19 protein-coding genes and 1 tRNA gene are annotated in these 25,957 nt (G+C 61.1%); 12 read left to right on the top strand and 8 right to left on the bottom strand.

All coding sequences use genetic code 11. The features are described from left to right. Nucleotides 1-12: 12 nt before the first annotated feature. The 5 genes from NQ519_RS00845 to NQ519_RS00825 form a co-directional block, all read right to left on the bottom strand. The gene (locus tag NQ519_RS00845) at nucleotides 13-1,554 is read right to left on the bottom strand and encodes a hypothetical protein (protein ID WP_019149961.1); all 1,542 of its coding nucleotides are present in this window, start codon (nucleotides 1,552-1,554) and stop codon (nucleotides 13-15) included. Further along, nucleotides 1,554-3,734, bottom strand: a complete 2,181-nt coding sequence (locus NQ519_RS00840; protein WP_019149962.1) for a HEAT repeat domain-containing protein — start codon at nucleotides 3,732-3,734, stop codon at nucleotides 1,554-1,556. The genes NQ519_RS00845 and NQ519_RS00840 overlap by 1 nt, the downstream gene beginning before the upstream one ends. 23 nt (nucleotides 3,735-3,757) lie before the next feature. Then, nucleotides 3,758-5,320, bottom strand: a complete 1,563-nt coding sequence (locus NQ519_RS00835; protein WP_227901056.1) for a DUF6850 family outer membrane beta-barrel protein — start codon at nucleotides 5,318-5,320, stop codon at nucleotides 3,758-3,760. A gap of 93 nt (nucleotides 5,321-5,413) precedes the next feature. Further along, nucleotides 5,414-6,601 carry a DUF4876 domain-containing protein gene (locus tag NQ519_RS00830; protein ID WP_019149964.1) on the bottom strand — a complete coding sequence of 396 codons (1,188 nt, stop codon included), beginning with the start codon at nucleotides 6,599-6,601 and terminating at the stop codon, nucleotides 5,414-5,416. A 49-nt stretch (nucleotides 6,602-6,650) separates the two neighbouring features. Then, complete coding sequence (locus NQ519_RS00825) at nucleotides 6,651-9,488, bottom strand: TonB-dependent receptor (protein ID WP_019149965.1); 2,838 nt, start codon at nucleotides 9,486-9,488, stop codon at nucleotides 6,651-6,653. A gap of 275 nt (nucleotides 9,489-9,763) precedes the next feature. Here NQ519_RS00825 and guaB point away from each other — a divergent pair, with 275 nt between their 5' ends. The 4 genes from guaB to NQ519_RS00805 all read left to right on the top strand — a co-directional run bounded on the left by guaB (nucleotide 9,764) and on the right by NQ519_RS00805 (nucleotide 13,869). Then, complete coding sequence (gene guaB, locus NQ519_RS00820) at nucleotides 9,764-11,242, top strand: IMP dehydrogenase (RefSeq protein ID WP_019149966.1); 1,479 nt, start codon at nucleotides 9,764-9,766, stop codon at nucleotides 11,240-11,242. Between the two features lie 2 nt (nucleotides 11,243-11,244). Further along, nucleotides 11,245-11,580: a DUF3795 domain-containing protein gene (locus NQ519_RS00815; protein ID WP_026076360.1), complete on the top strand. Its 336-nt coding sequence runs from the start codon at nucleotides 11,245-11,247 to the stop codon at nucleotides 11,578-11,580. Between the two features lie 11 nt (nucleotides 11,581-11,591). Beyond that, nucleotides 11,592-13,118, top strand: coding sequence for a glutamine-hydrolyzing GMP synthase (gene guaA, locus NQ519_RS00810; RefSeq protein WP_019149968.1), 1,527 nt, complete (start codon nucleotides 11,592-11,594; stop codon nucleotides 13,116-13,118). A gap of 256 nt (nucleotides 13,119-13,374) precedes the next feature. Further along, on the top strand, nucleotides 13,375-13,869 hold the full coding sequence (locus NQ519_RS00805) for a 3'-5' exonuclease (protein WP_019149969.1): 495 nt from the start codon (nucleotides 13,375-13,377) through the stop codon (nucleotides 13,867-13,869). A gap of 38 nt (nucleotides 13,870-13,907) precedes the next feature. Here the strand turns inward: NQ519_RS00805 and NQ519_RS00800 are convergent, their stop codons facing one another. Further along, nucleotides 13,908-15,170, bottom strand: coding sequence for a porin (locus tag NQ519_RS00800; RefSeq protein WP_019149970.1), 1,263 nt, complete (start codon nucleotides 15,168-15,170; stop codon nucleotides 13,908-13,910). A 370-nt stretch (nucleotides 15,171-15,540) separates the two neighbouring features. Between NQ519_RS00800 and NQ519_RS00795 the strand changes: the two genes are divergently transcribed. The 4 genes from NQ519_RS00795 to NQ519_RS00780 all read left to right on the top strand — a co-directional run bounded on the left by NQ519_RS00795 (nucleotide 15,541) and on the right by NQ519_RS00780 (nucleotide 18,540). Next, nucleotides 15,541-15,987: a cold-shock protein gene (locus NQ519_RS00795; protein WP_019149971.1), complete on the top strand. Its 447-nt coding sequence runs from the start codon at nucleotides 15,541-15,543 to the stop codon at nucleotides 15,985-15,987. A gap of 35 nt (nucleotides 15,988-16,022) precedes the next feature. Beyond that, nucleotides 16,023-16,340, top strand: a complete 318-nt coding sequence (locus tag NQ519_RS00790) for an RNA recognition motif domain-containing protein (protein WP_019149972.1) — start codon at nucleotides 16,023-16,025, stop codon at nucleotides 16,338-16,340. 174 nt (nucleotides 16,341-16,514) lie between these two features. Further along, nucleotides 16,515-17,774, top strand: a complete 1,260-nt coding sequence (locus tag NQ519_RS00785) for a putative DNA modification/repair radical SAM protein (protein ID WP_019149973.1) — start codon at nucleotides 16,515-16,517, stop codon at nucleotides 17,772-17,774. 4 nt (nucleotides 17,775-17,778) lie between these two features. Next, the gene (locus NQ519_RS00780; RefSeq protein ID WP_019149974.1) at nucleotides 17,779-18,540 is read left to right on the top strand and encodes a TIGR03915 family putative DNA repair protein; all 762 of its coding nucleotides are present in this window, start codon (nucleotides 17,779-17,781) and stop codon (nucleotides 18,538-18,540) included. A 15-nt stretch (nucleotides 18,541-18,555) separates the two neighbouring features. Here the strand turns inward: NQ519_RS00780 and NQ519_RS00775 are convergent, their stop codons facing one another. Together NQ519_RS00775 and NQ519_RS00770 are read right to left on the bottom strand one after the other, a co-directional pair. Continuing rightward, nucleotides 18,556-19,119 carry a hypothetical protein gene (locus NQ519_RS00775; protein WP_019149975.1) on the bottom strand — a complete coding sequence of 188 codons (564 nt, stop codon included), beginning with the start codon at nucleotides 19,117-19,119 and terminating at the stop codon, nucleotides 18,556-18,558. A gap of 51 nt (nucleotides 19,120-19,170) precedes the next feature. After that, nucleotides 19,171-19,262: transfer RNA gene (locus NQ519_RS00770), tRNA-Ser, on the bottom strand. A 197-nt stretch (nucleotides 19,263-19,459) separates the two neighbouring features. Here NQ519_RS00770 and NQ519_RS00765 point away from each other — a divergent pair. From NQ519_RS00765 to NQ519_RS00750, 4 genes are all read left to right on the top strand, one after another. Beyond that, a complete protein-coding gene (locus NQ519_RS00765) occupies nucleotides 19,460-20,635 on the top strand; it encodes a DUF4861 family protein (RefSeq protein WP_026076361.1) in 1,176 nt (391 codons plus the stop codon). Between the two features lie 118 nt (nucleotides 20,636-20,753). Then, on the top strand, nucleotides 20,754-22,433 hold the full coding sequence (locus NQ519_RS00760; RefSeq protein WP_019149977.1) for a glycoside hydrolase family 28 protein: 1,680 nt from the start codon (nucleotides 20,754-20,756) through the stop codon (nucleotides 22,431-22,433). A gap of 8 nt (nucleotides 22,434-22,441) precedes the next feature. Further along, on the top strand, nucleotides 22,442-24,298 hold the full coding sequence (locus NQ519_RS00755) for a hypothetical protein (protein WP_019149978.1): 1,857 nt from the start codon (nucleotides 22,442-22,444) through the stop codon (nucleotides 24,296-24,298). A 24-nt stretch (nucleotides 24,299-24,322) separates the two neighbouring features. Further along, nucleotides 24,323-25,945, top strand: coding sequence for a pectinesterase family protein (locus NQ519_RS00750; RefSeq protein WP_019149979.1), 1,623 nt, complete (start codon nucleotides 24,323-24,325; stop codon nucleotides 25,943-25,945). The last annotated feature ends 12 nt before the right edge of the window (nucleotides 25,946-25,957 follow it).

Here is a 25,957-nt window from a genome sequence, read left to right as displayed (position 1 = left end):
TTTTCATCGTCGTCAATCCGTTAAACTGTTAAGATTGCGGGTGCCGTCGCCCTGATAGAGATACTTGATCGTCACCCGGCCCGCTCCCCGGTCGTAGTTCGTGACTTCAAACTTGGCGTACTTGCCGCTTGCCGTGCGTATCACGTAAGGCGCCGTGTAGGGGGCCCAGAGGTTGTCGAGCCACTGTATGGCTGAGGCCGAGGTGGTTTTGAGGGCGGTCGTGGCGGCCGCAAAGAGATTCGCGCCCTTTTCCAGCACGATAGGTTGCGGAAGGTCGCAGACATACTCCTTCGGGCCGGCGGCATCCCGGTAGTCGATCACCGAAAAGGCGTTGACCACACCGCTGCCGACTTTGCCGATCTCCGAGCGGGTGATCGTCAGGAAGTATTTCGGTTCGGTGTAGGAGGCGTATTTGGGCACCGCTTCCGTGAAATCGAACGCGAGTTCGATGCTGTTGTCGTCGCTGTACTCTCCCTGCATGGGGTGGTCGCCGCCTTGATTGGCCGCGATGGCCGATTTGAGCGTGACGGTCGGCGTCGTGGCGTAGGGTTTGTCGGCCACGCCCATTGTGAAAGCGAGGTCGTTGCGCGAGTCGTAGGTCACTTTTACACGGAATACCACCTGCGGGGAATGTACCGTGCAGCTGCATCCCGTGACATCGTGGCTCAGGGTTTGCGACGGGCGGTCCTGCAAAAAGAAATAGTAGGGCAGGTAGTAGCGGCCGTTGTCGCCCCACCACGTTCCGTAGGAGTTCACGACGATGAAGGCTCCCTTGTGGGTCTGGCCGTCCTTGGAGAACTCCACCGTGTCGTCGTAGCCGACGATGGTCATGGCGTGTGCCCCGTCCGTGGCGAGTTTCGTCAGCATGTAGGTGTAGCCCGTTTCCGACGGCCCCGAATAATTCGTGTCGAAGGTCCATCCGGTGGCCAGCGCCGAATAGGAGAGGATGCCGCCGTGGGCGCTGCTGTCGCCGGCGTCGTAGAGGTAGCGGCGGGCGAGGTCGATGCCCTCCTGCGAGGTCACCTCGAACGAGATGATCTCCTTCACGCGGTTCTGCATCGCCCGGGTGTATTTGTCGTAGCCGCTCGCCCATTTGAACGAGAAATAGCTCGAAGGGTCGGGGAAGTCGGCCAGCGACATGGCCCCCTGCTGCCGGGCGATGTTGAGCCCCTGTTCGGCGAATCCGCCCTGATCGATGCCGTCGTTCAGGAAATTCCAGGTGTAGAAATAGCTGAATGTATTGGCATCCGAGGCTTGGGCGTCGCGGTCCAGCAGCCGGTTCATCTCGTAGGTGAACAGGTAGCGAATGCCCGACGACTGGGCGCAGGAGCCGCCTTTCTGATCGAATACCTTCGGGAAGTATTTGAGCTTCGAGTTGTCCACGCTCGCGGGCAGGGAGCCTTCGAGGGGTTTCGACGGCGTCCACGAGACGGCCGCCGCGCGGATGGCCCGCACCTCGTCGGTCAGCTTCGGAACCTCGTAGGTCCGGGTGGGCTGTGCCGTCGCCAGATGTCCCGCCGCTGCGAACAGGAGCAGGGATAGGATACGTTTCATTATTTCAGTCGGTTATAGGTTTTCAGCGCTTCGCTGCGCACCGCGGGGGCGAGCGATTCGTCGCGGCTCATGTCGAGGGCCGTTCGGGCGATCTCGTCGCGGCGCACCGAGAGCGTGAACCAGCCGAAAGCCTCCAGCATGGCCTGCTGAACCTCCGGATCGTCGCTTCGGCGCATGTAATCCAGCAGTTCGGGGACCATGAAATGCACGTGGTAGTTGCGCATCGCACGGATGTCCTGCATGCGGCCTTTTTTCGTCCGTTCGGGGTCCATGACCGACTTCATCGTGGCGGTCCAGCGCTTTGCATTGACTTCGATGGAGTGGCGGATCAGCCTGTGCACCGTTTCGGAGTCGATGTAGTTGGTCTCGGGGAACTGCCGTTCGAATTCGGCGATCAGTTTCTCGCCGTCGAACATCGGCATCGCCTGTTTGAGCGAGAACTCCACGCGTTCGGAGGTGTTGTTGCGGATCGCGGAGGCGATCATCGCCGGAATGAGCCGTTCGTCGCCGCTCTTGGCCAGCATGTTGGCGGCGAAACGCTCGACCATTTCATAGTTGTCGGACATGCCGAGTGCGATGGCCTCGATGAAGTTGTCGTCGCGGCATTCCGTGAGGTTGACGAACGCCTGCATGCGCAGCTGGTGGCTGTCGCTTTCGCGGAAGATGCGCAGCAGGTCCGCCGACGAGAGGTCGCCGCGGCGGAAGAGCTTTTCGACGGCCAGTGCTTGCAGGGCGGGGTAGCGGTTGTCCGAAAGGAGCCGTTTCCACGTCGCGGGGCTGTCCTGCCGGAGCAGCTCGTCCACGTCGATCCGCTTGTCTGCCGACGCGAAGCGGAAAGTCGGGTCGCCGATCAGGTGCTGTTCCAGATAGGGGGCGTATTTGGCCAGGTTGCCGACGCTCATGCCCAGTCCCGTGAGGCCCACATAACGATCCACCCATTTGTCCTGCAATACGTTCACCGAGTTGGCCAGCACGGCGACGGTGCGCCCCGGACTGAAAATGTAGGCGTTGGCGATGCTGCTGTCGCGGTGGAACGAGCCGTTGAAGCAGGCGTCGAGCGACACGACGCGGCATTCGGGCGTGTAACGGCCGAAATCCGAGAGGTAGAGATCCAGATCCCACAGGTAGAGGGAGTCCGCCGCCCGGGTCTCCGGATCGTCGGCGCCCTCGAACCATGCGTCGGGAAACTCTCCGTAGCGGCGAGTGATGCGCGCCCGGGCGCTGTCGGCCGGGATGTCGTGCGAGATGGCGTGACGCATCGACTCCCGCAGGTACATTTTGATCTGCGCGATCTGCTGCTTGGTGTCGTTGGTCATCGGCAGGTTGTTCAGATACTCCGTGTCCCAGTCGCCGTGGTGGTGCAGGACGGCGAAGTCGAGGTCGCGGCGCTGCATCTCGTTCATCAGCCGCGGTTTGATGTGCGCGTCGCGCTTGTGGTCGATGTAGCTGATGCCGTTGCGCTGCCGTTCGAGCCACGGGAAGTGTTCGAACAGCGTTGCCTTTTCGTCGATGCGGGCCACCATCGACTCCGAGATGAAGCCGTTGCCGCTGAAAAAGAGAATCTGGTCGACCGGTTCGGGATTGCGTTTGGCCTCCACGACCTTCTCCAGATAGCTGCGCAGTTTCTCATAACGCGAGGTCCCGCTGCAATCGGTGGGGCGGATGCGGCCCGAATAGATGTCGGGACGGGTCTGCTGGGCCGATTCGGCGGTCAGCGAATAGTAAAAACATCCGGGGTGGATGCTGTCGCGTCCCAGCGGGGCGAATTCGAGGCTGAAATCGTCGTAGAAACGGTCGGTGGGAACCGACGACTGCCAGCGGTCGAACGCCACCTGGTCCATTTTGAAAGCGCTCGTGAGGTGCTGGGCGTCACGTACCATCACTACCGGAATGTCGCCGATGAGCACGGCTCCCTCGATCGGGGCTTTCGGCTGCTCCCAGAGCTGCCGGAGCACCTGCCGGAGCGAGTCGGGCTGTCCCGTGCGGTCGATGACGAAATGCACTTCCAGGCCGCTTTTCCCGATTTCGGCGGCGTAATCGTCGACCTGCCGGCGGGCTTCTTCATAGCTCCGGGCGTCGATCACCACGGCGAAGCCGCGGCGGGGCGAGGCTGCGAAAAGTTGCGCGGAAGCGATTGTCGCCACTGCTGCCGCGAGGAGTATTTTCTTGAATGTTTGCATGTGTGGGAAGGCTGTTTTGTGTGTCAGAAAAGAATTTCGGCGCCGAACGTGAACCTGCGTCTGTCGGTGCCTTCGAGCAGGTCGGTGTAGTTCCCCTCGCCGATGTAGCGTTTCAGCGAAGCCTCGGCGTAGAGTCCGGCCCACAGTTTCCCGAAGAGGCGGCGGTAGCGTACTGCTGCGTTGCCGCCGATCCAGGTCGCGGTGATGTATTCGAATGCCGGGGCGGTGTAGGCTTGTTTGATGCGCTCCTGCACGTGCTGCGAGGAGGTGATCGGAGCGGCTCCCCGCACGCCGAGCGTCGCCGTGATCCGGTTGCGGCCGAACGAGAAGAATTTCGACGCCTCGACCGACCCGAGGATGCGGGTGTAGCTGCGGTTGTATCCGTCGCCCTCGTAGTGGATCGTTTCCGAATCCTCATACCGCCCTGCGGCGTGCAGCGCGAAGGTCGGAAGCCCGTCGCGGAGCTTGTCGAAACGGTATTCGGCCCGGAAGACCGAGACGGTCTCCTTGTTTTTCAGCCCCGAAGCCTGCACCTTGTACGAGATCTGGTTGTTCTTGTCGGGGTCGATGTAGGCCGTCTGTTCATACCAGATGCCCTCCACGCGCTTGTGGTCCCATCCGACGATGACGTTGTGCGTGCGCCGGGAGTTGCCGAAACGCAGGCGGTCGCTGACGCCGAAACCCGTGCGCGAATAGTCGCCGCCGAGGAACGTGAATACGGCACCGCCGTCGCGGGCCTCCTGCGTGCTCGACGCATAGGTCGCTTCGAGCAGGTTGGCGATGCCCCGGCCGCCGTCCCAGGCGAATTGCAGGGCTCCGGTGTATTCCGTGCCGGTGTAGTTGCGCGGGTAGGAGAGCGACGTGCCGGTCGAAATCGTGCTGTAATCGCCCAGCCCGTTGAAACGGAAATAGACGTAGGATTCGCGCGGGTCGATGACCTCGTGCGAGATCGACTCGCTCATCAGGTCGAATCCGCCCGAGAGTCCCAGCGAGAATCCGCCGCCCATCAGGTACTGGACGCCGGGCGTGATGACGAAGTGCATGCCGTCGGTCTTGGGCCTCGGGTCGGTCTGGTTGGCCGAACTGCCGGTGTCGTAGTCGAGTCTCAGGGCGAGAATCAGCCGCTCCAGCGGCTTGTAGGCCACCGTTCCGCTCAGGTTGAAGCGCTGGGTGTTGAAATCCGACGGGATCGAATCGCCGAGGATGAAAGGATTGTCGTCGGCGACCTGAAGCGTCGAGTTCCAGCGCCGGGCATACTCCTTGCCGTCGTTGTAGGCGATGCTGCCGGAGCAGATCACCTTGTCGAACCGCTGCTGTCCGGAGATTCCGACTCCGAAGGCGTTGATTTTCGAGGATTCGTCCACATCGTGCAGGTCGCCCCGGCGGATGTCGTAGTCCGCATGGAAGTCGAGCAGGTTCCCGACGGGCGAGAACCACAGCGCCGAGGGGTTGTGGCTCCGGGAATAGAGGTTTCCGGAGCGCTCTACCTCCCGGTAGACGGGAAGCTGCGCTTTCTGCTGGGCACGAAGCGTTCCGCCGCCGAAGAGCAGCAATGCGCACAATGCGGTACCCGGGTATCTTTTCATCGTAAGAAATGCGTTAGGTGTGGTGTCGTAAGACCGAAACGGCGCTTTTCGACGGCACCGTTTCGGTCGTGATCTCGGAATCGGGTTCCGGTCTTAGTCCGCCTGCGTGGGGTGTACGCCGGGGGTGAGCGGCTGGCCCGTCAGGAAATCGTCCGTCGAGTTGTTGGTGTCCTGATAGTAGGCGCGGCCGTTCTCGATTTTGGTCACCTTGCGGCGGATGCTCTTGCCTGCGAATCCGGTTACGGCGGCCTGTCCCGAATCATCCTTGGACAGCAGCAGGTGGAGCTGTTGCGATTCCGTGGCATCCCAGATTTCTACGGCGTCCAGCAGATAGTCGCTGGGGATCATCAGGTTTCGCTGGGTCTTCGTGGAATTGGGCTCTGTCATGAAGTTGCCCGAGTCGCTGGCGTATTCTTCGGGAGTCGTTCCGTCGGGCAGTTTGGCAAGCAGGAAACAGCCTTTCGAGTATCCCGGATTGAGGTTTCGCTGGGTATTTTCATTGAAAAGTATCGTGAGATCCGGAGCGTCGTAATTTACATCCGCAGAGGGGATCGTAACGTTCTGGACATAGACTTCCCAATCGGCATTGGAGAGGTCGGTACCCCCGTTGCTTGTCCAGTCTTTGGCGTCATTGGCTATGACCACGCTTTCACCGGGCTGCAAAGGGTGTTCCTTGCCCGTGCCGGGGAATGCCGCCGCAACGCCGTAGACCGGATAGAGGGGGTATACCGATTCCCACGGGTTGACGTTCGCCGGATAGGGCGGGTTTATCGTCGCAACGATCAGTCCGTCGAGATACTGCACCTCGTCCGAGTTGTTGACGATCTCGAAATAGGTGTCGGTGAGCGTGTAGTTCGAGTTGGATGTCGAGTATATTTCCTTGAATACCAACGGGGATTCGTAGACTTCGGACAGTGCCACCGCAGCGGTTTTGTCTCCGAAAACGTCGGCAGCGACCGAACCCGTGAATGTGACCGTGGGAGAGTATTTGCCGGTAGCCATAATCTGGTACTGGCCCGACGACACCTCGAAAGTGACGGAGGTCGTCCCGGCGGCGGTGGTTTCGGTATAGGTCAGTTCCTTGTCGGAGTTCACGGCCGTTACGGTCATGGACGGGAGTTCCGACGCTTCGTATCCTGCGGGAGCGGTCAGGTTGACCGTCAGCTGGAGTTTTTTCGATCCGTTGTCGCCTCCATCGTCGTCATTGCCGTTGTCGCAGCCTGCGAACAGGAAGGTGGCGCCTGCTGCGAAGAGCAGCCCGGCCTTTGCCAATAAATTCATCCTTTTCATCGTTTCCTGATTTTTATGATACAAATGGTGATTTTTCGAATTATCTGTTGCCGATACGCAGTTTCAGTTCGGCGCCGAAATACATGTCGGGGTAAATCTGCTTGTAGCCCGTGCGGGTGTCGTAGTAGTGCCAGCGGGAGGTGCGCGTGAAGTTGTTGGCCGTGAACGAGAGTTCGGCGACGCGCCCGATCTCCTTCGTCAGGCGGAAGTTGAACATCACCCACGGGCGGAACGTCTCCCGGTCGTAGGCAGTTGCAAGGGACTTGCTGACCATCTGGGAGTACTCCGGACGCTCCTCGAATCCCTTTTGCCAGACCGTGTAGTTGCCCTGCTTGTCGTAAAATCCGACGGGCATGACCTGCATGAACTTCCCGTCTTCGGAGAGGCTGAAGAGGTCGTTGCCGCTGCCGTCCTGCCAGATGTTCTGCTGGCTTTCGTACCAGACGACCTGCATGGTCGTCGAGAATACCAGCTTCAGCTGCGGGATGTGGGTGATGAAGCGGAAATTGGTGTTCACGCGGTTTTGCAGCGTGCCGCTTCCGGCCGGCATGAGGCGGATGTAGTCGTAGGTCTCGTTGATTTTCGAATAGTACTCCTGTTCGTCGGTCCGCCTGATGTGGAACCACGCTCCGTCGATGATCAGCGAAGTGCGCAGGGCGCGCCAGCTTCCGAGGTCGAAACTGTATTCGATACCTTGTTTCTCGGTGTGCGATTTGTTGGTGGGGCGGTAGTAGGTGGCGATGTAGTCCTCCTTTTTCGTTGCGGCTTCGACGGTGTTGCCCGATGCGTCGGTGTAGGTCACCTTGCCGTCGGCGAACCGGAGATCGGTGGCCTCCGACGGTACGTCGTAGGTCTCGTAGTGCATGTAGTGGGGCGTCGTCGAGAACCCGAATTCATCGGTGTGCTTTTCGCGGAAATAGGTCACCATGCCGCGCACGCGCCCCAGCCGGAACGAGAGTCCGGCTTCGTACTTGCGACTGCGGGCGGGTTTGAGATCAGGATTGGCCAGGTTGGTCAGGACATCGGTCGTCAGAACGGCCAATGAACTCGTCGGATCGGCATTGGAGATCTTCGCCAGACTGACGCGGTCGAAATAGGCGTTGTCCGGATAGAGGTAGAGCAGCGTGGGCATCTTGTAGGAGAGTCCCCAGCCGCCCGTGACGGCGACGGCCGCCTTGGGACCTTCGTACAGCGAATAGTTGAGGTTGACACGCGGCTCGGCCACGAAGATGTCGTTCTGCTTGGCCTGCGGATCGAGGAACATGTTCGTCAGGCGCACACCGGCTTGCAGGGCGAGCGACGTTTCCCCGATCTTGAGATTGAGCCTGTCTTCGAAAAAGAAAGCAAGATTGTTCAGCGCCGGAATATCCCGAAACGACCGGGGGCGCAAGGTTTGGCTCGAAATATTTTGTGGCGGCTTGTTTATGTCATAAAGAAGCCCTCCGCCGTAATTGGCGTCATACCGCCAGTCGATTCCAGCCCGGAGATTGGTAAAATTCCCCCCCCCTCCGAGTTGGATGATCTTGTTGGCCTTTACTTGCAGGTAAACGCTGAACGGCTTACCTTCTATTTCATAGTCGGAATAGTACGACGACGGAAGAAAGATACCTTCATAGACGCCCGGTTTCAGTGTGTTGGAGATCACTCCGCTGGCAGAAGCCACATATTCGTGCAGCCGGTCACTTTGGTAGGCTTGCGATACCATGAAGCCGTATTCGAGGGCCGTGAGGGCGGCTCCGTTGATCTTCCAGCTGCCCTCGGCGTTCAGACGTGCGCCGATGTTCTTGTTTTCGAAGGTGCTGCTCGTGACCTGCATCTGCGGGTCGGTCTTGCTGTTGTTGACGTTCGAGTAGAACGAGCCGTTGAGGCGCAGGAGCATGGGGCGTCCCGCCACGTCGAAACTCTTCGAATAACCCAGCGTCGCGGAGATGCGGTCGTAGCCTAAGTAGCGCTTGCGCGTGTCGCCGAACGACTGCGTCCAGTCGATGCCCGCATTGATCGCGCTGCCGTTTTTGAGCGTGAATCCCTTGCCGGCGTACACCATTTTCGAATAGGGGTCGGCCTTGAATTTGGCCTCCCAGGGCGTCGAGCCCGTTTTGGTCTTCACGATGACGACTCCCGAGGTCAGGTTGCCGTATTCGACCGACGGAATGCCGCGGATCACCTCCATCGACTCCACGTTGTCGGGCGATACCGAGCGCAGATCGACGCCTTTTCCGGCCGTCGTCTGGTCGCTCATGCCGTTTTGCGACTGGTTCGAGGCGCTTCCCGCGAGCGACGGGGAGAGGGCCTGCAAGTTGCCGTCGTTCGAGAGCGGAGCTCCGTCAACGATCACCGCGGCGCCCAGGGCGTTGTTGGCATTGGAGCCGATTTCGCGGATGGCGGCCTGGCCCACGCCGTTCAGATTGGGGTTGACCGACAGATTGCCCGGGAGGAGCTGGAACATGTCGCCGATGCTCATGGGCTGGATGTGGCGGATGGCCTCTTCGCCGATCTTCGACGTGGAGCCCGCGCCGGTGGGCTGTGCCGTCACCACGACCTCTTCCAGTCCGAGGCTCAGCGGCGTGAGGGCGATTCGGAGGTCCTTGATGTCTGCCGAGAGGACCAGTTTCCGTTCGACGGGGCTGTATCCGAGGAACGAGACATTATAGGTGATGGGGCCGCCTTTGAGCTTGTCGAGTTTGAATGCGCCCTTCTGGTCGGTCACTACGCCGATCGTATTGTTGACTACGAACGAGGCCAGCGCCACGGGTTCTCCCGTTTCGGCATTCACCACCTGTCCCGAAATGGAGTAGAGGGGCGTATTGCTTTTCTGGGCATGGGCATCGTATACGGCAAAGAGGAGCAGTGTGCTCAGGAGGCGGAAAGCGCGTATCATCGTTTGGATAGCTTTGTTTGTCGGCAAATCTATGCAGATTTTAATGATTTTGCAAATTTAAGCCCGCCGAACATATCCTGCAATCCCCATAAACAGGTATTTTTTTGCGCTTCCGGAGCCTCCGAACGGCTCTCGGGGCCCTTCCGGAGCATTGTCGGCCGGTTGCGGCGGGGCGTTTACATTTTGTTGATAAAAAAATCGGCGGATCGGTCCGGAAATTAGGCCGTTTCGAAAAAAATGATTACTTTTGCGAGCAACAAAAATCCACGTTCATTATGTCTTTTATCAATGAAAGGGTTCAGCCCGAAGGACTTACCTTCGACGACGTGCTGCTGATACCCGCCTATTCGGAAGTGTTGCCGCGAGAGGTCAATGTCCAGACCCATTTTTCGCGTAATATCAAGCTCAACATCCCCATCGTGTCCGCCGCTATGGACACTGTCACCGAGGCGCCGCTGGCCATCGCTTTGGCCCGCGAAGGAGGTATCGGCGTGATCCATAAGAACATGTCCATCGCCGAGCAGGCCGCGCAGGTCCGCAAGGTGAAGCGTGCCGAGAACGGCATGATCTACGACCCGGTGACCATCTCCAAGGAGAACACCGTCGGCGACGCCCTGAATCTGATGAAGGAAAACAAGATCGGAGGCATTCCGGTCGTGGATTCCGACCGGAAGCTCATCGGCATCGTCACCAACCGCGACCTGCGTTTCCAGCGCGACATGTCGCGCCGCATCGGGGAGGTGATGACTCCCGGCGACCGCCTGATCACGACCCGGAATCCCGAACTCGAACATGCCTCGGAGATTCTGTTGAACAGCAAAATCGAGAAACTCCCCGTGGTGGACGACGCAGGCCGTCTGGTGGGGCTTATCACTTATAAGGACATCACCAAGGTCCAGGACCATCCCAACGCCTGCAAGGACGCCAAGGGGCGTCTGCGCGTGGCCGCCGGCGTGGGTATCACGCCCGATGCGCTGGACCGCGTGCGTGCGCTGGTCGCCGAGGATGTCGATGCCGTGGTGCTCGACTCCGCGCACGGCCATTCGGTCGCTATGGTCCGCAAGCTGCGCGAGATCAAGGCCGAGTTCCCGTCGCTGGATGTCGTCGCCGGCAACGTGGCTACGGCCGAGGCTGCGAAGTTCCTGATCGAGAACGGCGCCGACGGCGTGAAGGTCGGCATCGGCCCGGGGTCGATCTGCACGACGCGCATCATCGCCGGAGTGGGTGTTCCCCAGCTTTCGGCCATCTTCGACGCTGCGTCGGCCGCTGCCGGCACGGGCGTGCCCGTCATCGCCGACGGCGGTTTGCGCTATTCGGGCGATCTGGTGAAGGCGATGGCTGCGGGCGGCGACTGCGTGATGATCGGTTCGATGTTCGCAGGGACGGAGGAGGCTCCGGGCGAAACGATCATCTACAACGGCCGTAAGTTCAAGAGCTACCGCGGCATGGGCTCGATCGACGCCATGAAGGCCGGTTCGGCCGACCGCTATTTCCAGAAGGGCTGCGAAAACAATTTCAGCAAGCTCGTTCCCGAGGGCATTGCCGCCCGCGTGCCGTTCAAGGGTTCCCTCTCCGAGACGGTCTACCAGCTGATCGGCGGCGTCCGCGCCGGCATGTTCTACTGCGGGGCGAAGGACATCCCGACGTTGCAGCAGGCGCGGTTCGTCCGCATCACGGCTTCGGGCATGCACGAGAGCCATCCGCACGACGTGGCCATCACGAGCGAGGCGCCCAACTACTCGAGCGAACGCTGATGATGAATCCCGAAATCGCCGCCTGCGGACTTTTCTGCGGAACCTGCCGCAAATTTGCGAAGGGCTCCTGCCCGGGGTGCCATCCCAATGAGCGGGCTTCCTGGTGCAAGGTGCGGGCCTGCTGTATCGGACACGGCTGGCAGAGTTGCGCCGAATGTACGCTGATGCCGCTGGAAAGTTGCGGGAAGTTCAATAATTTCATCGCACGAATTTTCGGGTTCGTCTTCCGTTCCGACCGCAGGGGATGCGTCGAACGCATCCGCGAAGTCGGCTGTGAGGCTTTTGCCGCCGAAATGCGGCTGGCAGGGAGTTTCAACCGTCCGGTAAGAAAACAATAAACACGATATAGATGGAAAAAATCCTCATTCTCGACTTCGGGTCGCAGTACACGCAGCTGATCGCACGCCGTGTCCGCGAACTGAACGTCTATTGCGAAATCCACCCGTTCAACAAGATTCCGGCGCTCGATGCGTCGGTGCGGGGTGTGATTCTTTCGGGCAGCCCCTATTCCGTGCGGGACGCCCAGGCCCCGAACCCCGACCTTTCGGCCTTCAAGGGCAAACTGCCGCTGTTGGGCGTCTGCTACGGAGCCCAGTTCCTCGCTTCGGCCTTCGGCGGCGAGGTGCAGCCCGCGCCCAGCCGCGAATACGGCCGTGCGATGCTCTCCGTCGGCGATCCGTCGGATGCGCTGATGCGCGACCTGCCGGCCAGAACGCAGGTGTGGATGTCGCACGGCGACACCATCACGCGCGTGCCCGATAACTATAAACTGATCGCCAGCACCGAGGATGTGCGCGTCGCCGCGTTCCGCATCGCGGGCGAGCAGACCTGGGGTATCCAGTTCCACCCGGAGGTCTACCACTCGACCGACGGCACGCAGCTGCTGAAGAACTTCGTCGTGGGCATCTGCGGCTGCTCGCAGTCGTGGACCTCGGAGAGTTTCGTGGAGTCCACCGTGCGTGAGCTGCGCGAGAAGGTGGGCGACGACAAGGTCGTGTTAGGGCTTTCGGGCGGCGTCGATTCGTCGGTGGCCGCCGTGCTGCTGCACAAGGCCATCGGCAAGAACCTCTACTGCATCTTCGTCGATTCGGGACTGCTGCGCAAGAACGAGTTCGAAGACGTGCTGGAGTCGTACAAGAACATGGGGCTGAACGTCAAGGGCGTGAAGGCCGGCGCCAAGTTCCTGGGCGACCTGGCCGGCGTCTCCGACCCCGAGCGCAAGCGCAAGATCATCGGCCGCGACTTCGTGGAGGTGTTCAACGAGGAGGCGATCCAGATCAAGGACGTTCGCTGGCTGGCGCAGGGTACGATCTACCCGGACGTGATCGAGTCGTGCTCGGTCAACGGCCCTTCGGCCACGATCAAGTCGCACCACAACGTCGGCGGCCTTCCCGAGAAGATGAACCTGAAGATCGTCGAGCCGCTGCGCCTGCTGTTCAAGGACGAGGTGCGCCGCGTGGGGCGTTCGCTGGGCATCTCCGAGCAGTTGATCGGCCGCCATCCCTTCCCGGGACCGGGCCTTGCGATCCGCATTCTGGGCGACATCACTCCCGAGAAGGTCGAGATTCTGCAAAACGTGGACAAGATTTACATCGACTCGCTGCGCGCCGCCGGGCTGTACGACAAGGTATGGCAGGCCGGAGCGATCCTGCTCCCGGTGAAGAGCGTCGGCGTGATGGGCGACGAACGCACCTACGAGAGTTGCGTGGCCCTGCGCGCCGTGACCTCCACGGACGGCATGACGGCCGACTGGGTGCACCTTCCCTACGAGTTCCTGGCCAACGTTTCGAACGACATCATCAACAAGGTCAAGGGGGTCAACCGCGTAGTCTACGACATCTCCTCAAAACCGCCCGCAACGATCGAGTGGGAATAGGGCCGCATATGATGAAGAGAGCCGCGTCCGTTCGGATGCGGCTCTCTCGTCGCAGAATTGTCACCGGCCTGTCACGGCGGTGAAACGTCGGGCGGGTAATTTTGCGGCGTGATCGGATGAAACCTCGCACACCTGATAACCATACCCTTGAAACTTCTCCGGCCCCGCTTGTACCGAGCGGGGCTTTTTTTACGTTCGGAGCGTTCGCCGATCCGCCGAATTGCGTATATTTGCAGGTCGAACACTCCCCGGACGAATGAAAGATTTTGCAGCCATAGATTTCGAGACGGCCAACGGAAAGCGCACGAGCGTCTGCTCGGTGGGCGTCGTCGTCGTGCGCGGCGGCGAGGTGACCGATACGTTCTACCGGCTGATCCGCCCCCGTCCCAACTATTACAGCCGTTTCACCACGGCCATCCACGGCCTGACCTACGAGGATACGGCCGAGGCTCCCGATTTCGCCGCCGTGTGGCAGGAGATCGGGCCCCGCATCGAGGGCCTGCCGCTCGTGGCGCACAACTCGCCCTTCGACGAAGGGTGCCTGAAGGCGGTCTTCGACCTCTACGGCATGCCTTATCCCGGTTATACCTTCTATTGTACCTGCCGGGCCTCGCGGCGCATTTTCGGCCGCCGCCTGCCCAACCACCAGCTGCACACCGTTTCCGCGGCCTGCGGCTACGAGTTGGAAAACCACCACCATGCGCTGGCCGACGCCGAAGCCTGCGCGCGGATCGCACTCAAACTCCTTTGAATGAAACACCCGGAGCGAGGGCCCCGGGCGTTTCTCTGTCAGAGTCCCAGCTCCAGCTGGAACCGGATTTCCCAACGGTTGTAATTCGGGTCTGCGGACCGGCTGCGGGTGTTGTACGACATGTCGGCCTGCACTTTCAGACTGTGGCCGATGATGTAGCGCGTGACGCCCAGCGTGGTCTGGTTCCAGTTCCGGTATCCGGCCAGCGGCTGCACCTTCTCCTCGGGGAAGAGCGTCGAGTTGCGCAGGGCCACCTCCCATTTGTTCCGGAACAGGTAGCTGGCCTGGATGTTGAGGCCCTGTCCGCTGTACACGAAGGCATTCCGGTCGCTGTCGAACAGCGGTTCGCCGCAGGTGCGCCCCATATAATCGGTGTAGAACGCGAATCCGCGGTATTTGAGGATGAAGTCGGCGAAGTAGGAGCCTATGTCGCGTGTGGCGTCGCTGGGCATGATTCCGCCGCGCTGGCCTTTTAGGCGCGAAGCCTTGTGGTTGTAGGAGTAGGCCCCGGCGATCAGGATGCGGGGGCGTTCCTCGAAGTCGAAATCCCCTTCCAGCAGGTCGCCCTTGGCCGAGAAGCGCCCCAGCGGGTAGAGTTCCAGACGCCCCGTGTAGGCCATCCCTCCGTTCGACGAGCTGCCCCAGTTGCGGCCTTCGCCGAGCGTCACGGAGCCTTTGGCCGAGAGGTCGAAGCCGCTCTTGCGGTCGAGGTTGTACTCGCCGAAGAACCCGAAGTCGCGGTCGAGGTTGAATTCGCTGTTGACGATGCTGCGATCGACGAATTGCAGGGCGCTCGACGAGTTGATCCGCGCGCGGTTGGCCTTGATCTTGGTCTGTCCGAACCCGATGTTCCATTTGGCGCTCGGGACGTAGTAGACGATGGCGTCGCGCACGATGTTCATGTTTCCGTTGGGCAGCACCTCGGTGTCGTAGCCGGTGAATCCCAGCTGGACCGAGTAGACCAGCTTGGGCGAATAGATGTAGCCGTCGAACCGCAGGCGGAGCCGTTTCACGCGGGCGTCGGTCTTGGTGAGGGTGAAGTCGTCGTCGAACGACAGCGACAGCAGGTTCTGCATCCGGAAACGCATCGTCAGTTCGAACCATTTGTTTTTGGGCCGGAAGGTGATGCCCTTGCCCACCTCGATGTTGGGCATGTTGCGCAGCTGCTCGATCAGTTCGTAGGTCGAGTCGGCCGTAATGATTTCGGTTTGCGGCTGGACGGTTCGGGATTGCGGCTCCCGGGCTGCGGCCGGCGACCAGCAGGCGGCGAGCAGGAGGAGCAGGATCGGTAATTTTTTCATCATCGGATTTTCTGTTCGTTCTCTTTTCGGGGACACGCCGGACAAAAATACAAAAAATGTGCACGCGCCCGGGTTTCCGCTGCAAAATTGGGGCTGAAATCTGAAATAAACTTGAAATTGCGGCTTCCGCAATTCCGGATATGCGAGAAAAAACGTAAAAAATAGGATTTGTGGAATAAAATGTGTATGTTTGTACCGAAAACAATCGAGTTTCGTTTTGAATCTTCTTTGGTAAGTGTCTGACAACTGCGCGTATCGCAGTTTCCTCAATTCTCAAAATCGACCTCATTTCCTGCTCTTTTGTTGTTGGCGGCGCGTTTGCGGCGAGTCGCGGTTGTTTTCCGAATCCGCAAATAAACAAACAGATTGAATGGCCAAACGAATTACATCGGGAAAGCGAGAACGAGAAAAACTTAAACAGACAAAGCGTCAGGACAAGCAGAAGAAAAAGGAGGAGCGCATGAGCGCCGGCAGCCGCAGTTTCGAGGATATGCTGGCTTACGTCGATGAAAACGGCGTGCTTCATGCCTCGCCGCAGGACGTGGGGCCGAGGGCGGAGATCGACCTCTCCGAAATCGAGGTTTCGGTGCCCCGGCGGATGGAGACCGGGGCCGAAGAGCCCCTGAGCGGACGGGTGGAGTATTTCACCTCTTCGAAAGGATACGGTTTCATCAAGGACGCCTCGGACAGCGAAAAATACTTTTTCCACGTCACCAACGCTCCGGCGGGGATCGCCGAGGGCGACCGGGTGGCCTTCGAGCTTGAGCGCGGCACACGCGGCATGAACGCAGTACGAATAGCCATAATCGACAAATAGGCACTTTTTTAACTTTTATTTTAATTTTTAGCAGAATGAACATTTATGTTTCGCATCTGAGCTGGGGCACGAGCAGTGAAGGCTTAGGGAATTTATTCGCACAGTTTGGCGAAGTCGCTTCGGCCAACGTCATCACTGACCGGGAAACGGGTCGTTCGCGCGGTTTCGGCTTTGTCGAAATGCCCGACGACGACCAGGCTCGGAAAGCGATGGAACAGCTCAACGGCGCCAGCTTCGAGGGGCAGACGATCACCGTGAACGAGGCTCGTCCCCGCGAGGAGCGTCCTTCGGGCGGTTTCGGCGGCAGCCGCGGCGGCGGTTACGGCGGCGGCAGCCGCGGACGGAGATTCTAAACGAGTCCGACAGAGAACGATCTTCGGGGAATTTTCCCCTCGACCCATACGAACGAGACGGTGCATACCGCCTCGTTTTTTTATTCGCCACGCACACAGCGACATCGGATCGACGGCGGAAAATTGCGGACCGGGGCTTCGGTGTTTTTCGAAAAAAAGCGATATCTTGCCGCCATGAAAGCGACCGTGCTGGAAAAACTTAAGGTGCTGGCCGAATCGGCCAAATACGACGTTTCGTGCGCGTCGAGCGGCGTCACGCGCCGCAGCCGTCCGGGCGATGTGGGCAGCACGGCGGGGTGGGGCATCTGCCACTCCTTCACGGCCGACGGACGCTGCGTCTCGCTGCTGAAGATCATGCTCACCAACGTCTGCATCTACGACTGCGCCTACTGCATCAACCGCCGCAGCAACGACATTCCGCGCGCCGCCTTCACTCCCGGCGAGCTGACCGAGCTGACGATCGAGTTTTTCCGCCGCAACTACATCGAGGGGCTGTTCCTCTCGTCGGGCGTCGTCCGCAATCCCGACTACACGATGGAGCGCATGGTCCGCGTGGCCCGCGACCTGCGCACGGTGCACCGCTTCAACGGCTATATCCACCTGAAAAGCATTCCCGGGGCCAGTCCCGAACTCGTCGCCGAGGCCGGGCGCTATGCCGACCGCATGAGCGTCAATATCGAGATCCCCACCGAACGCAACCTGCGGCTGCTGGCTCCCGACAAGAGCTACGAGAGCATCTACCGCCCGATGAGCTACATCCAGCAGGGGGTGTTGCAGAGCGCCGAGGAGCGCACCCGCTTCCGTCATGCGCCGCGCTTCGCGCCCGCGGGGCAGAGCACGCAGATGATCGTCGGGGCCACCGACGAAAGCGACCGCGACATCCTGCTGCTGTCGTCGTCGCTCTACGCCCGGCCCACGATGAAGCGCGTCTACTATTCGGGCTTCATCCCGGTGAATCCCTACGACAAACGGCTGCCCGCGCTGGACAAGGCGCCCCTCGTGCGCGAAAACCGGCTCTATCAGGCCGACTGGCTGATGCGCTTCTACGGATTCCGGGCCGACGAGATCGCCGACGAGCGCACTCCGCGCCTCGATCTGGAGATCGACCCCAAGCTGGCCTGGGCCCTGCGGCATCCCGAATTTTTCCCGGTCGATGTCAACCGCGCCGACTACGAGATGTTGTTGCGCGTGCCGGGCATCGGGGTCAAGTCGGCCCGGCTGATCGTCACTTCGCGCCGCTACCGGACGTTGACGCAGCAGTCGCTGCGACAGATCGGCGTGGTGATGAAGAAGGCGCAGTATTTCATCCTCTGCCGCGAACTCACCTCGGGGCAGGGTGTCAACGAACTCCGCCCGGAGCAGGTGCGCCGCCTGCTCACCGCCCCGCAGCGGCGGAGGTCCGATAAAAACGAAGGGCAGCTGACCCTGTTCTGACGCCATGCTGGTCTTTCGTTACGATAAAACTTTCGACGGGCTGCTGTCGGCCCTGTTCGACGCCTATTCGCTGCACGTGTTTCCCGAGGCGCTGATCGGCCCCGGGGAGCCCGAGCCGCTCTTCACGGAGCGCGTCCACGATGTCGTGACCGACGAAGCCCACGCCGCCCGCGTGTGGCGGGGGCTCGAACGGCGGCTCATCGCCCGCGCCCGTTCGATGTTCGTCTATGCCTGGCACGGGGAGCAGGCCGGGGGCGACCTGCTGATGCTGCGCTGCCTGCGGCGTGTTTTCGACGAGGGCGAGGGAGTCGTCGCCGATCAGGCCGATCCCGACATGAAGGCCCTGCACCGGCTGGCGCTTCGGGTTTCCCACGAACGCGAACGCATGAAGCAGTTCGTGCGGCTGCAAAAGGCCGCCGACGGCACCTATTTCGCCGCCGTCACCCCTGAGCACGACGCCCTGCCGCTCGCCCTCGACTATTTCACCGACCGCTTCGCCGACCAGCGGTGGCTTATCTACGACCGCAAACGCGATTACGGATATTATTACGACGGCGCCTCGGCGCGCCGCGTCACGCTGGAGGACGACCGGGGGATGATCGCCGACAAACTCGCCGACGAGTGGCTTGCCGAGGACGAGCGGCGGTTCCAGCTCTTGTGGAAGAGTTATTTCCGGGCGCTGGCCATTCCCCAGCGGACGAACGAACGCTTGCAGCGCCGCATGATGCCGCGCCGTTACTGGAAACACCTGACCGAAATGGAGTGAATGCCGGCAGGGAGGTTAATTCTGCGGCTTGTCCGGGGGACTGAAACGCCCGATCACGGGGAATCCGAAGAATCCGCGCCGCATGGTGACAGTTTTGGAGTGATTCTCCCGGCAGGAGTTGTAGACCGAGGACGGCACCTGTATCTTCCGGCGCATGCCGTCGGCGAACTCGATCCGCAGGTAGAAGACCTCGTAAGTCCGGCCCGGCACCGAACGGTGGCCGATCCGGTGGCGCTGATGACGCACTTTGCGGATTTTCTCCGTGACGGTGATCTGTTCGCCGTATTCCGACGCCGGGTCCGCCAGCAGGCAGTTGCCGCCCATGAAAAGGAAATAGAGGACGGCTCCGATTCCGAGCAGGTGGCACAGCCGGTTCATCCCCGGGTCGTCGAGGCCCGTCAGCCGGCTCCACAGCCGGGAGAGGAGGGGCATCGTGACCACGGCTCCGCCGGCGGCTGCGGCGACGGGCAGCCACCAGACGATCCGGGTTTTCTCGTAGCAGATATAACCGTAAACTCCTGCCACCAGCAGGAGCGCCATTGCGGAGAGACGCAGGATATTCGACAGTCGGTTGCCCATGAAGACGGTCTGAAAATGAAAATCCCGCAAACATCTATTTGCAGGATTCCTTGGCGGAGAGGACGAGATTCGAACTCGTGGTACGGGTTACCCCGTACGTCGGTTTAGCAAACCGGTGGTTTCAGCCACTCACCCACCTCTCCGGTCACGCCTTGCGGCTGTTAACTCCGAAAGGGTGTGCAAATATAGAATCTTTTTGGGGAAATACAAAGAATTGCGGCCAAAATTTATATATTTGCATGAATCTTCGGGTGCGTTTCGAACCCTTGTCGCCGCGTATATATAATTATGGTGTGCCGCTGTGCCGGACCCGAACGAATCATTGAAAAACAGAAATGGCATGAAACGGATTTTCGTCCTTTTACTGGCTCTCGGCGCCCTCTGCACCCTGAGTGCCAGAACTTTGAAATGCAGTTACCGCGTGACGGTCGCGGGTTCGCGGCCCGAATGTCCGGTCGTGATCCGGGATGTGCCCGGGTGGGCCCGAAGTGCCGTCGTGTCGTCCGAAGGCTCGCGGCAAATCCCCTCCCAGCTGGACGAACGGCTGGGCGAGCTGGTCTTCGTCGCCGACATCTCCGGAGCGCGGGATTTCCGGGTCGTTTATTCCTCGGCGCCCGACAAGCGGGTGTTCAAAAGCCGCGTGCATGCCCAAATGTGGTTGAAAAATCCGGATAAGAGCCTGCGGGCGGCGGATACGCTCTCCTCGACGCAGAACGATATGTATCACAAGCTCCACCACCACGGTCCGGCTTTCGAATCGGAGTATGCCGCCTACCGCATCTACTTCGACAACAAGCAGACCATCGACACCTACGGCAAGAAACGGCCCCGGCTGGAGCTGGCCGAGACGATGTGGTATCCTTCGGACGAGCAGCTGGCCGCCGGTTACGGGCACGACAACCTGCGGGTCTTCGGCTCGGTGGGCGTGGGGACGCTCAAAGGCTGGGACGCCGGGAAGAGGAAGATGGTCCACATCGCCGATTTCAGACGCCGCGAGGCCCGGATACTGGCCAAAGGCCCCGTCCGCACGATCGTCGAGATGCGGGTCGAAGGGTGGAGATACGGAGGCCGCGAGATCGACATGACTTCGCGCTACATCCTCTACGCCGGACACAGCGACGTGCAGGTCGAGAACCTCATCGAGGGCGATTCCGAGGGGCTCGTTTTCACGACGGGCGTGATGAAGATGGCCGAAAACCGGGTTTGCAGGCAGGACGGCATCATCGTCGCTTTCGGGCAGGATTACCCCGAGAACGACACCCTGAAATGGGAGAAAGAGCGTGTCGGGCTGGCTGTCGCCGTGCCGCAGGAGCAGGCGGTTTCGCAGATCGACGACAAGACCAGCTATCTTTTCCAGCTCGTGCCCGACGCCCGCGGACACATCGACTACGTGTTCGACACGCGCTGGCGCAAGAGCGAATGGCTCGAAGGCCGCAGCGACGCGGAGTGCGCCGAGGAGCTTGCGGAGTCGGTCCGTGCGGCCCGCACGGCGGCCGTGGTTTCGCGGATTCGGTAGTTTTGAAGAAAAGTACATCGTTTGCGTCAAAAAATCCCGGTCCGATAGACTGAGGCAGTTTACTTTTGTATACCTGAAATTCCGGAAATTTTAAGTATACGATAAAACTGCCTTTTTTATGAACCTGAAATTTGTGACGATCTGTGCGGCGGCGATCCTGGCTACGGCTGCGGATTGCCGGGCCCGCACCCCGCAGCCGGATTCCTCCTTCGGCGACCGGCCGTTCGAAATGCCGCATGTTCCGCGGCCTGCGATTCCCGACCGTACGGTCAGCATCGCCGACTTCGGCGGCGTGGGCGACGGCCATGCGCTCAATACGGCGGCCTTCGCTGATGCCATCGACGCCCTTGCGGCCCTCGGAGGCGGTCGTGTGGATGTCCCCGAGGGCGTCTGGCTCACGGGGCCCATCGTGTTGAAAGACAATATCGAACTCCATGTCGGGCAGAATGCCGTGATCGTTTTCAGCGACGACAAGTCGCTCTATCCGCTGGTCGAGACCACTTTCGAGGGGCTCAACACCCTGCGCTGCCAGTCGCCGCTGTCGGCCCGCGGCGTCCGGAACGTAGCCGTCACGGGCTGCGGCGTGATCGACGGGAACGGCGATGCGTGGCGTGCCGTGAAGAGGGACAAACTCAATCCCCGTCAGTGGAAGGAGCTGGTGCAGAGCGGCGGCGTGCTTTCCGACGACGGAAAGACGTGGTATCCCTCGGAAAGTTACCGCTTCGGGGCCACCTCGGGAGCCGACCAGAACGTCTCGACGTGGGCCGCGACGCGCGCCGATTTCGAACGCATGCGCGATTTCCTGCGTCCGGTCCTGGTTGCCATCCACAACTGCGAAAACGTCCTGCTGGAGGGCGTCACTTTCCAGAACTCCCCCTGCTGGAACATCCATCCGGCGATGTGCACCAATCTGATCGTCAACGATATTACGGTCCGCTGTCCCGACTACGCGCAGAACAGCGACGGCATCGACATCGAGTCGTGCCGCAACGTCGTGCTGACCGGTTCGCGCTTCGACGTGGGCGACGACGGCATCTGCATCAAGAGCGGCAAGGACAAGGCGGGCCGCGACCGGGGCATTCCGTGCGAGAACATCCTCGTCGATAACTGCATCGTCTTTCACGGCCACGGCGGCTTCGTCGTCGGCAGCGAGATGTCGGGCGGCGTGCGCAACGTCCGGGTTTCGAACTGCGTCTTTTCGGGTACCGACGTGGGGCTGCGCTTCAAGTCCACGCGCGGCCGCGGCGGGGTGGTGGAGCGCATCTGGATCGAGGATATTTCCATGAACGACATCTTGCAGGAACCGCTGCTGTTCGACCTTTTCTACGGCGGCAAATCGGCCTCCGAGGCGCTTGCCGAGGGGCCGGAGGCCGAGCCCACCGACCTGGCGCCCAAGGCTGTTGACGAGACCACGCCTGCGTTCCGCAACATCCGTATCCGCGATGTCCGGTGCCGCGGAGCCCGCCGCGCGATGTATTTCAACGGCCTGCCGGAGATGAACGTCGAGCACGTGACCGTCGAGAATACCTTTATTTATGCCGAAACCGGGGCCCGGATCAACGAATCTTCGGACGTTGTGCTGCGCAACGTGCAGATCATCCCCGAGCGGGGGCCTGCGCTGATGCTCAACAACGTCAAGAACCTCCGTGCCGAAGGTTTCGTGACCTCCGAGGGTATGGAGCGTGCCCTGGTCGTGACGGGCAGCCGCAACCGCGGCATCGCCGTCGCCTCGGCACAGATCACCGGGGAAAATGCGGACCTTTCCGGAAGCGCGGCCCGTTATGTCGTTATCAAATAGCTGATCCCATGATACGCAATCTGTTTTTATATATGCTGCCCGCTTTTCTGGCGTTTGCTGCCGGATGCGGCGGCGATTCCGCCGAGGCGGACCCCGAACGGAAAACCCTGCCCGTTCCCGATGTTACGTATTCGGTCTCCGGCCGGACGGCCATCGTGCGCTGGTCGATCTCCGCACAGGTCGAAGCCGTGCGCTTCGCTTTCGAACTCTATGCCGGCGATGCCGCCGCGCCTGTCAAATCGGCCACGACGAGCCTCACCTCCCAGCGCTTCGAACTGGAGCAGGGGGTGACCTACCGTTTCCGGGTGCGCGCCGTGGCGCCGCTCGGTTCGGCCGAATGGCAGGATTCCGCCTTCTGCGACGAGGTCGTCTTTTCGGACGGCGGTTCGCCCGTCGATCCGGATACGGAGCTGGGGCTTCCCCTGGCCAACGAGAACGACGGGGTACTCCGCGCCTTCCCGGGCGCCGAGGGCGGCGGCATGTACACGACGGGCGGCCGCGGCGGCAAGGTCTGGCACGTCACCAATCTCAATGATTCGGGCGCCGGGTCGCTGCGCGAGGCCGTCGAGGCTTCGGGCAAACGCATCGTCGTCTTCGACGTGGCGGGAACGATCGAATTGCTGAGCGATCTGCGCATTCAAAACGGAGACCTGACCATCGCCGGCCAGACCGCCCCGGGCGACGGCGTCTGCCTGCGCGACTACACCGTGCGCGTCGATGCCGACAACGTGATTATCCGCTATGTCCGTTTCCGTTTGGGCGATACGACCAAGGATGCCGCCAAACCGCAGGAGGACTGTATCTGGGGGCGTTACCACGAGAATATCATCCTCGACCATTGTTCGATGTCGTGGTCGATGGACGAATGCGCGTCGTTCTACGCCAACCGTAATTTCACGATGCAGTGGTGCCTGCTTTCCGAGAGTCTCAACAATTCGGGGCATCCCAAGGGCAGCCACGGCTATGGCGGCATCTGGGGCGGCAAAAATGCCTCGTTCCATCATAACCTGCTGGCTCACAACAAGAGCCGCAACGCCCGCATCGACCATCCCGAGATTTACGACAGCTATCTTTCGACTCACCGCGGAAATGTGGATTACCGCAACAACGTGATTTACAACTGGAACGATAATTCGACCTATGGCGGCGAGGGCGGTTGGTTCAATATCGTGAACAACTATTACAAGCCCGGCCCGGCTTCGAAGCAGCGCAACTATTTCCTCGATGCCAACTCGCTTTATGCCACCACGGATACGCAGTACGATTATCCCCGGCTCTACGTTCTGGGCAACTATCACGCGGGGGCGTATGCTTCGGCCATCAATGCCGACAATTGGGACGGAATCTATCTGCATGACGGAAGCGGCGTGGGCAATGCTTCGACCATGCGGCAGGCGAATCTGCTTCCGGTCAGGTTCGACGATACGCAGGTCTGCCACACCACGACCCACAGCGCCGCCGATGCTTTCGATGTCGTGCTGAAATATGCCGGAGCTTCGCTCAGCCGCGATGCCGTGGACAAGCGCGCCGAGACCGATGCCCGCAGCGGCACGGCCACCTTCCCCGACGGCGGCAACGGTTCGACGGGCGGCATTATCGACTCGCAGTCGGCGGTCAGCGGCTGGCCCGAACTCACGGCCACCGACGAGGAGAAGCGGCGCGCTGCGACCGACAGCGATGGCGACGGCATCCCCGACTATTACGAAACGCTGCTGGGGCTCGACCCGAACGACGCCTCCGACGCCGACGCCAAGACGCTCGATCCGCAGGGCATCTATCCCAATATCGAGGTCTATTTCCATTTCCTCGTCCGGGAGATTTCCGCCGCGCAGACCGTCGGCGGCAGCTATACCGCCTTGGAATAGAAACCGCCTGAATCGCAACCTGAGATGAAACGTGCTTTTCTGCTGACGATCTGTCTGTTGCTTGCGTTTGCCGCCTGCGGAGGGAACCTGCGCATCCACCTGATCGGCGATTCGACCTGCGCCACGAAGGAGCTCTCGAAACAGAATCCCGAGCGGGGGTGGGGACAGTTGTTCCAGCCCTTGTTCGACGGCTCGGTCACGATCCGCAACCATGCGGTCAACGGCCGTTCCACCAAGTCGTTCCGCGATGAGGGGCGGTGGCAGCGCGTTTGCGACGAATTGCGGCCGGGCGACTACGTTTTCATCCAGTTCGGGCACAACGACCAGAAACAGGCCGATTCGACTCGCTACGCCTCTCCGGAACAGTATGCCGCGAACCTGCGCCGCTATGCGGACGAGACGCGCGCGAGGGGAGCCGTGCCGGTTCTGCTGGCGCCCGTCGTGCGCCGCCGCTTCACCGACGGCGTGCCGGACGACACCCATGCGCCCTATGCCGCCGTCGTGCGGCGTGTGGCCGCCGAAGCCGATGCAGTTCTGATCGACGCCGAGCGGCTGACCCGCGAATGGGTGTCGCAGCTCGGGGACGAAGCGTCGAAAGCCTGCTATATGTGGGTTGCGCCGGGAACCAATCCCCGCTGGCCCGACGGGCGGCAGGACGACACCCATTTCAACGCCCGCGGCGCCCGCGCCGTGGCGCGGATGATCGCCGCACAGCTTCCGGAACTGATTCCCGAACTGGGCCGTCGGCTGAAACCCTCCGATTTCGTGGTGGCGCAGGACGGCTCGGGGGATTTTCTCTCGCTGGCGGAGGCCGTGGCCGCCGTTCCCGACTTTTGCCGCGACACGACCCGCATTCTGGTCTGCGAAGGCACTTACCGCGAGAAGATCGTCGTCCCCGCCACCAAGCGCAATGTCATGCTGGAGGGCCGAGGCGAGGTGAAACTCACATGGGACGATTACGCCGCGAAGACCGGACCCACCGGGCGGCCGCTGGGCACTTCGGGCTCCTCGACCGTCTATTTCGGCGGCGACGGCTGGACGGTGCGGAACATTGCGTTCGAAAACACTGCCGGAAGAGTGGGGCAGGCGGTCGCCGTGCAGTGCCTCGGCACCGGTCTGCACTTCATCGGCTGCCGTTTCCTGGGCAATCAGGACACGCTCTACCTCTACGGCGTCGGTAACCGCGACGGGGAGAGCGTTGCGGAGAATGCCCGCATCCGTTTCGACGACTGCTACGTCGAGGGGACGACCGATTTCATCTTCGGCTCGGCTGCGGCGTTGTTCCGCCGCTGCGAAATCCGTTCGAAAGCCGATTCCTACATCACGGCGGCCTCGACCTGCCGGGGACAGGCTTGCGGGCTGATCTTCGAGGGGTGCCGCCTGACCGCCGCCGGGGGCGTCACGCGCTGCTGGCTGGGGCGTCCGTGGCGCGATCATGCGCAGACGGTCTTCATCGGCTGCGAAATGGGTGCGCATATCCTGCCCGAAGGGTGGCACGACTGGTCGAAACCGCATGCGCGGAAAACGGTCTTTTATGCCGAATATGCTTCCGAGGGTCCCGGCGCCGCACCCCGCAGCCGCGTCGGATGGTCGCGGCAGCTCACCGAAAAAGAGGCCCGGCAGGTGCTTGCAGCCTTTGAAAAATAGTTTGGAATCCGA

Origin of the sequence: Alistipes senegalensis JC50 (assembly GCF_025145645.1) — a bacterium.
Taxonomy (GTDB): Bacteria; Bacteroidota; Bacteroidia; order Bacteroidales; family Rikenellaceae; genus Alistipes; species Alistipes senegalensis.
Note: the sequence above shows the minus strand (reverse complement) of the source record. Positions and strands in the feature narration are given on the sequence as shown.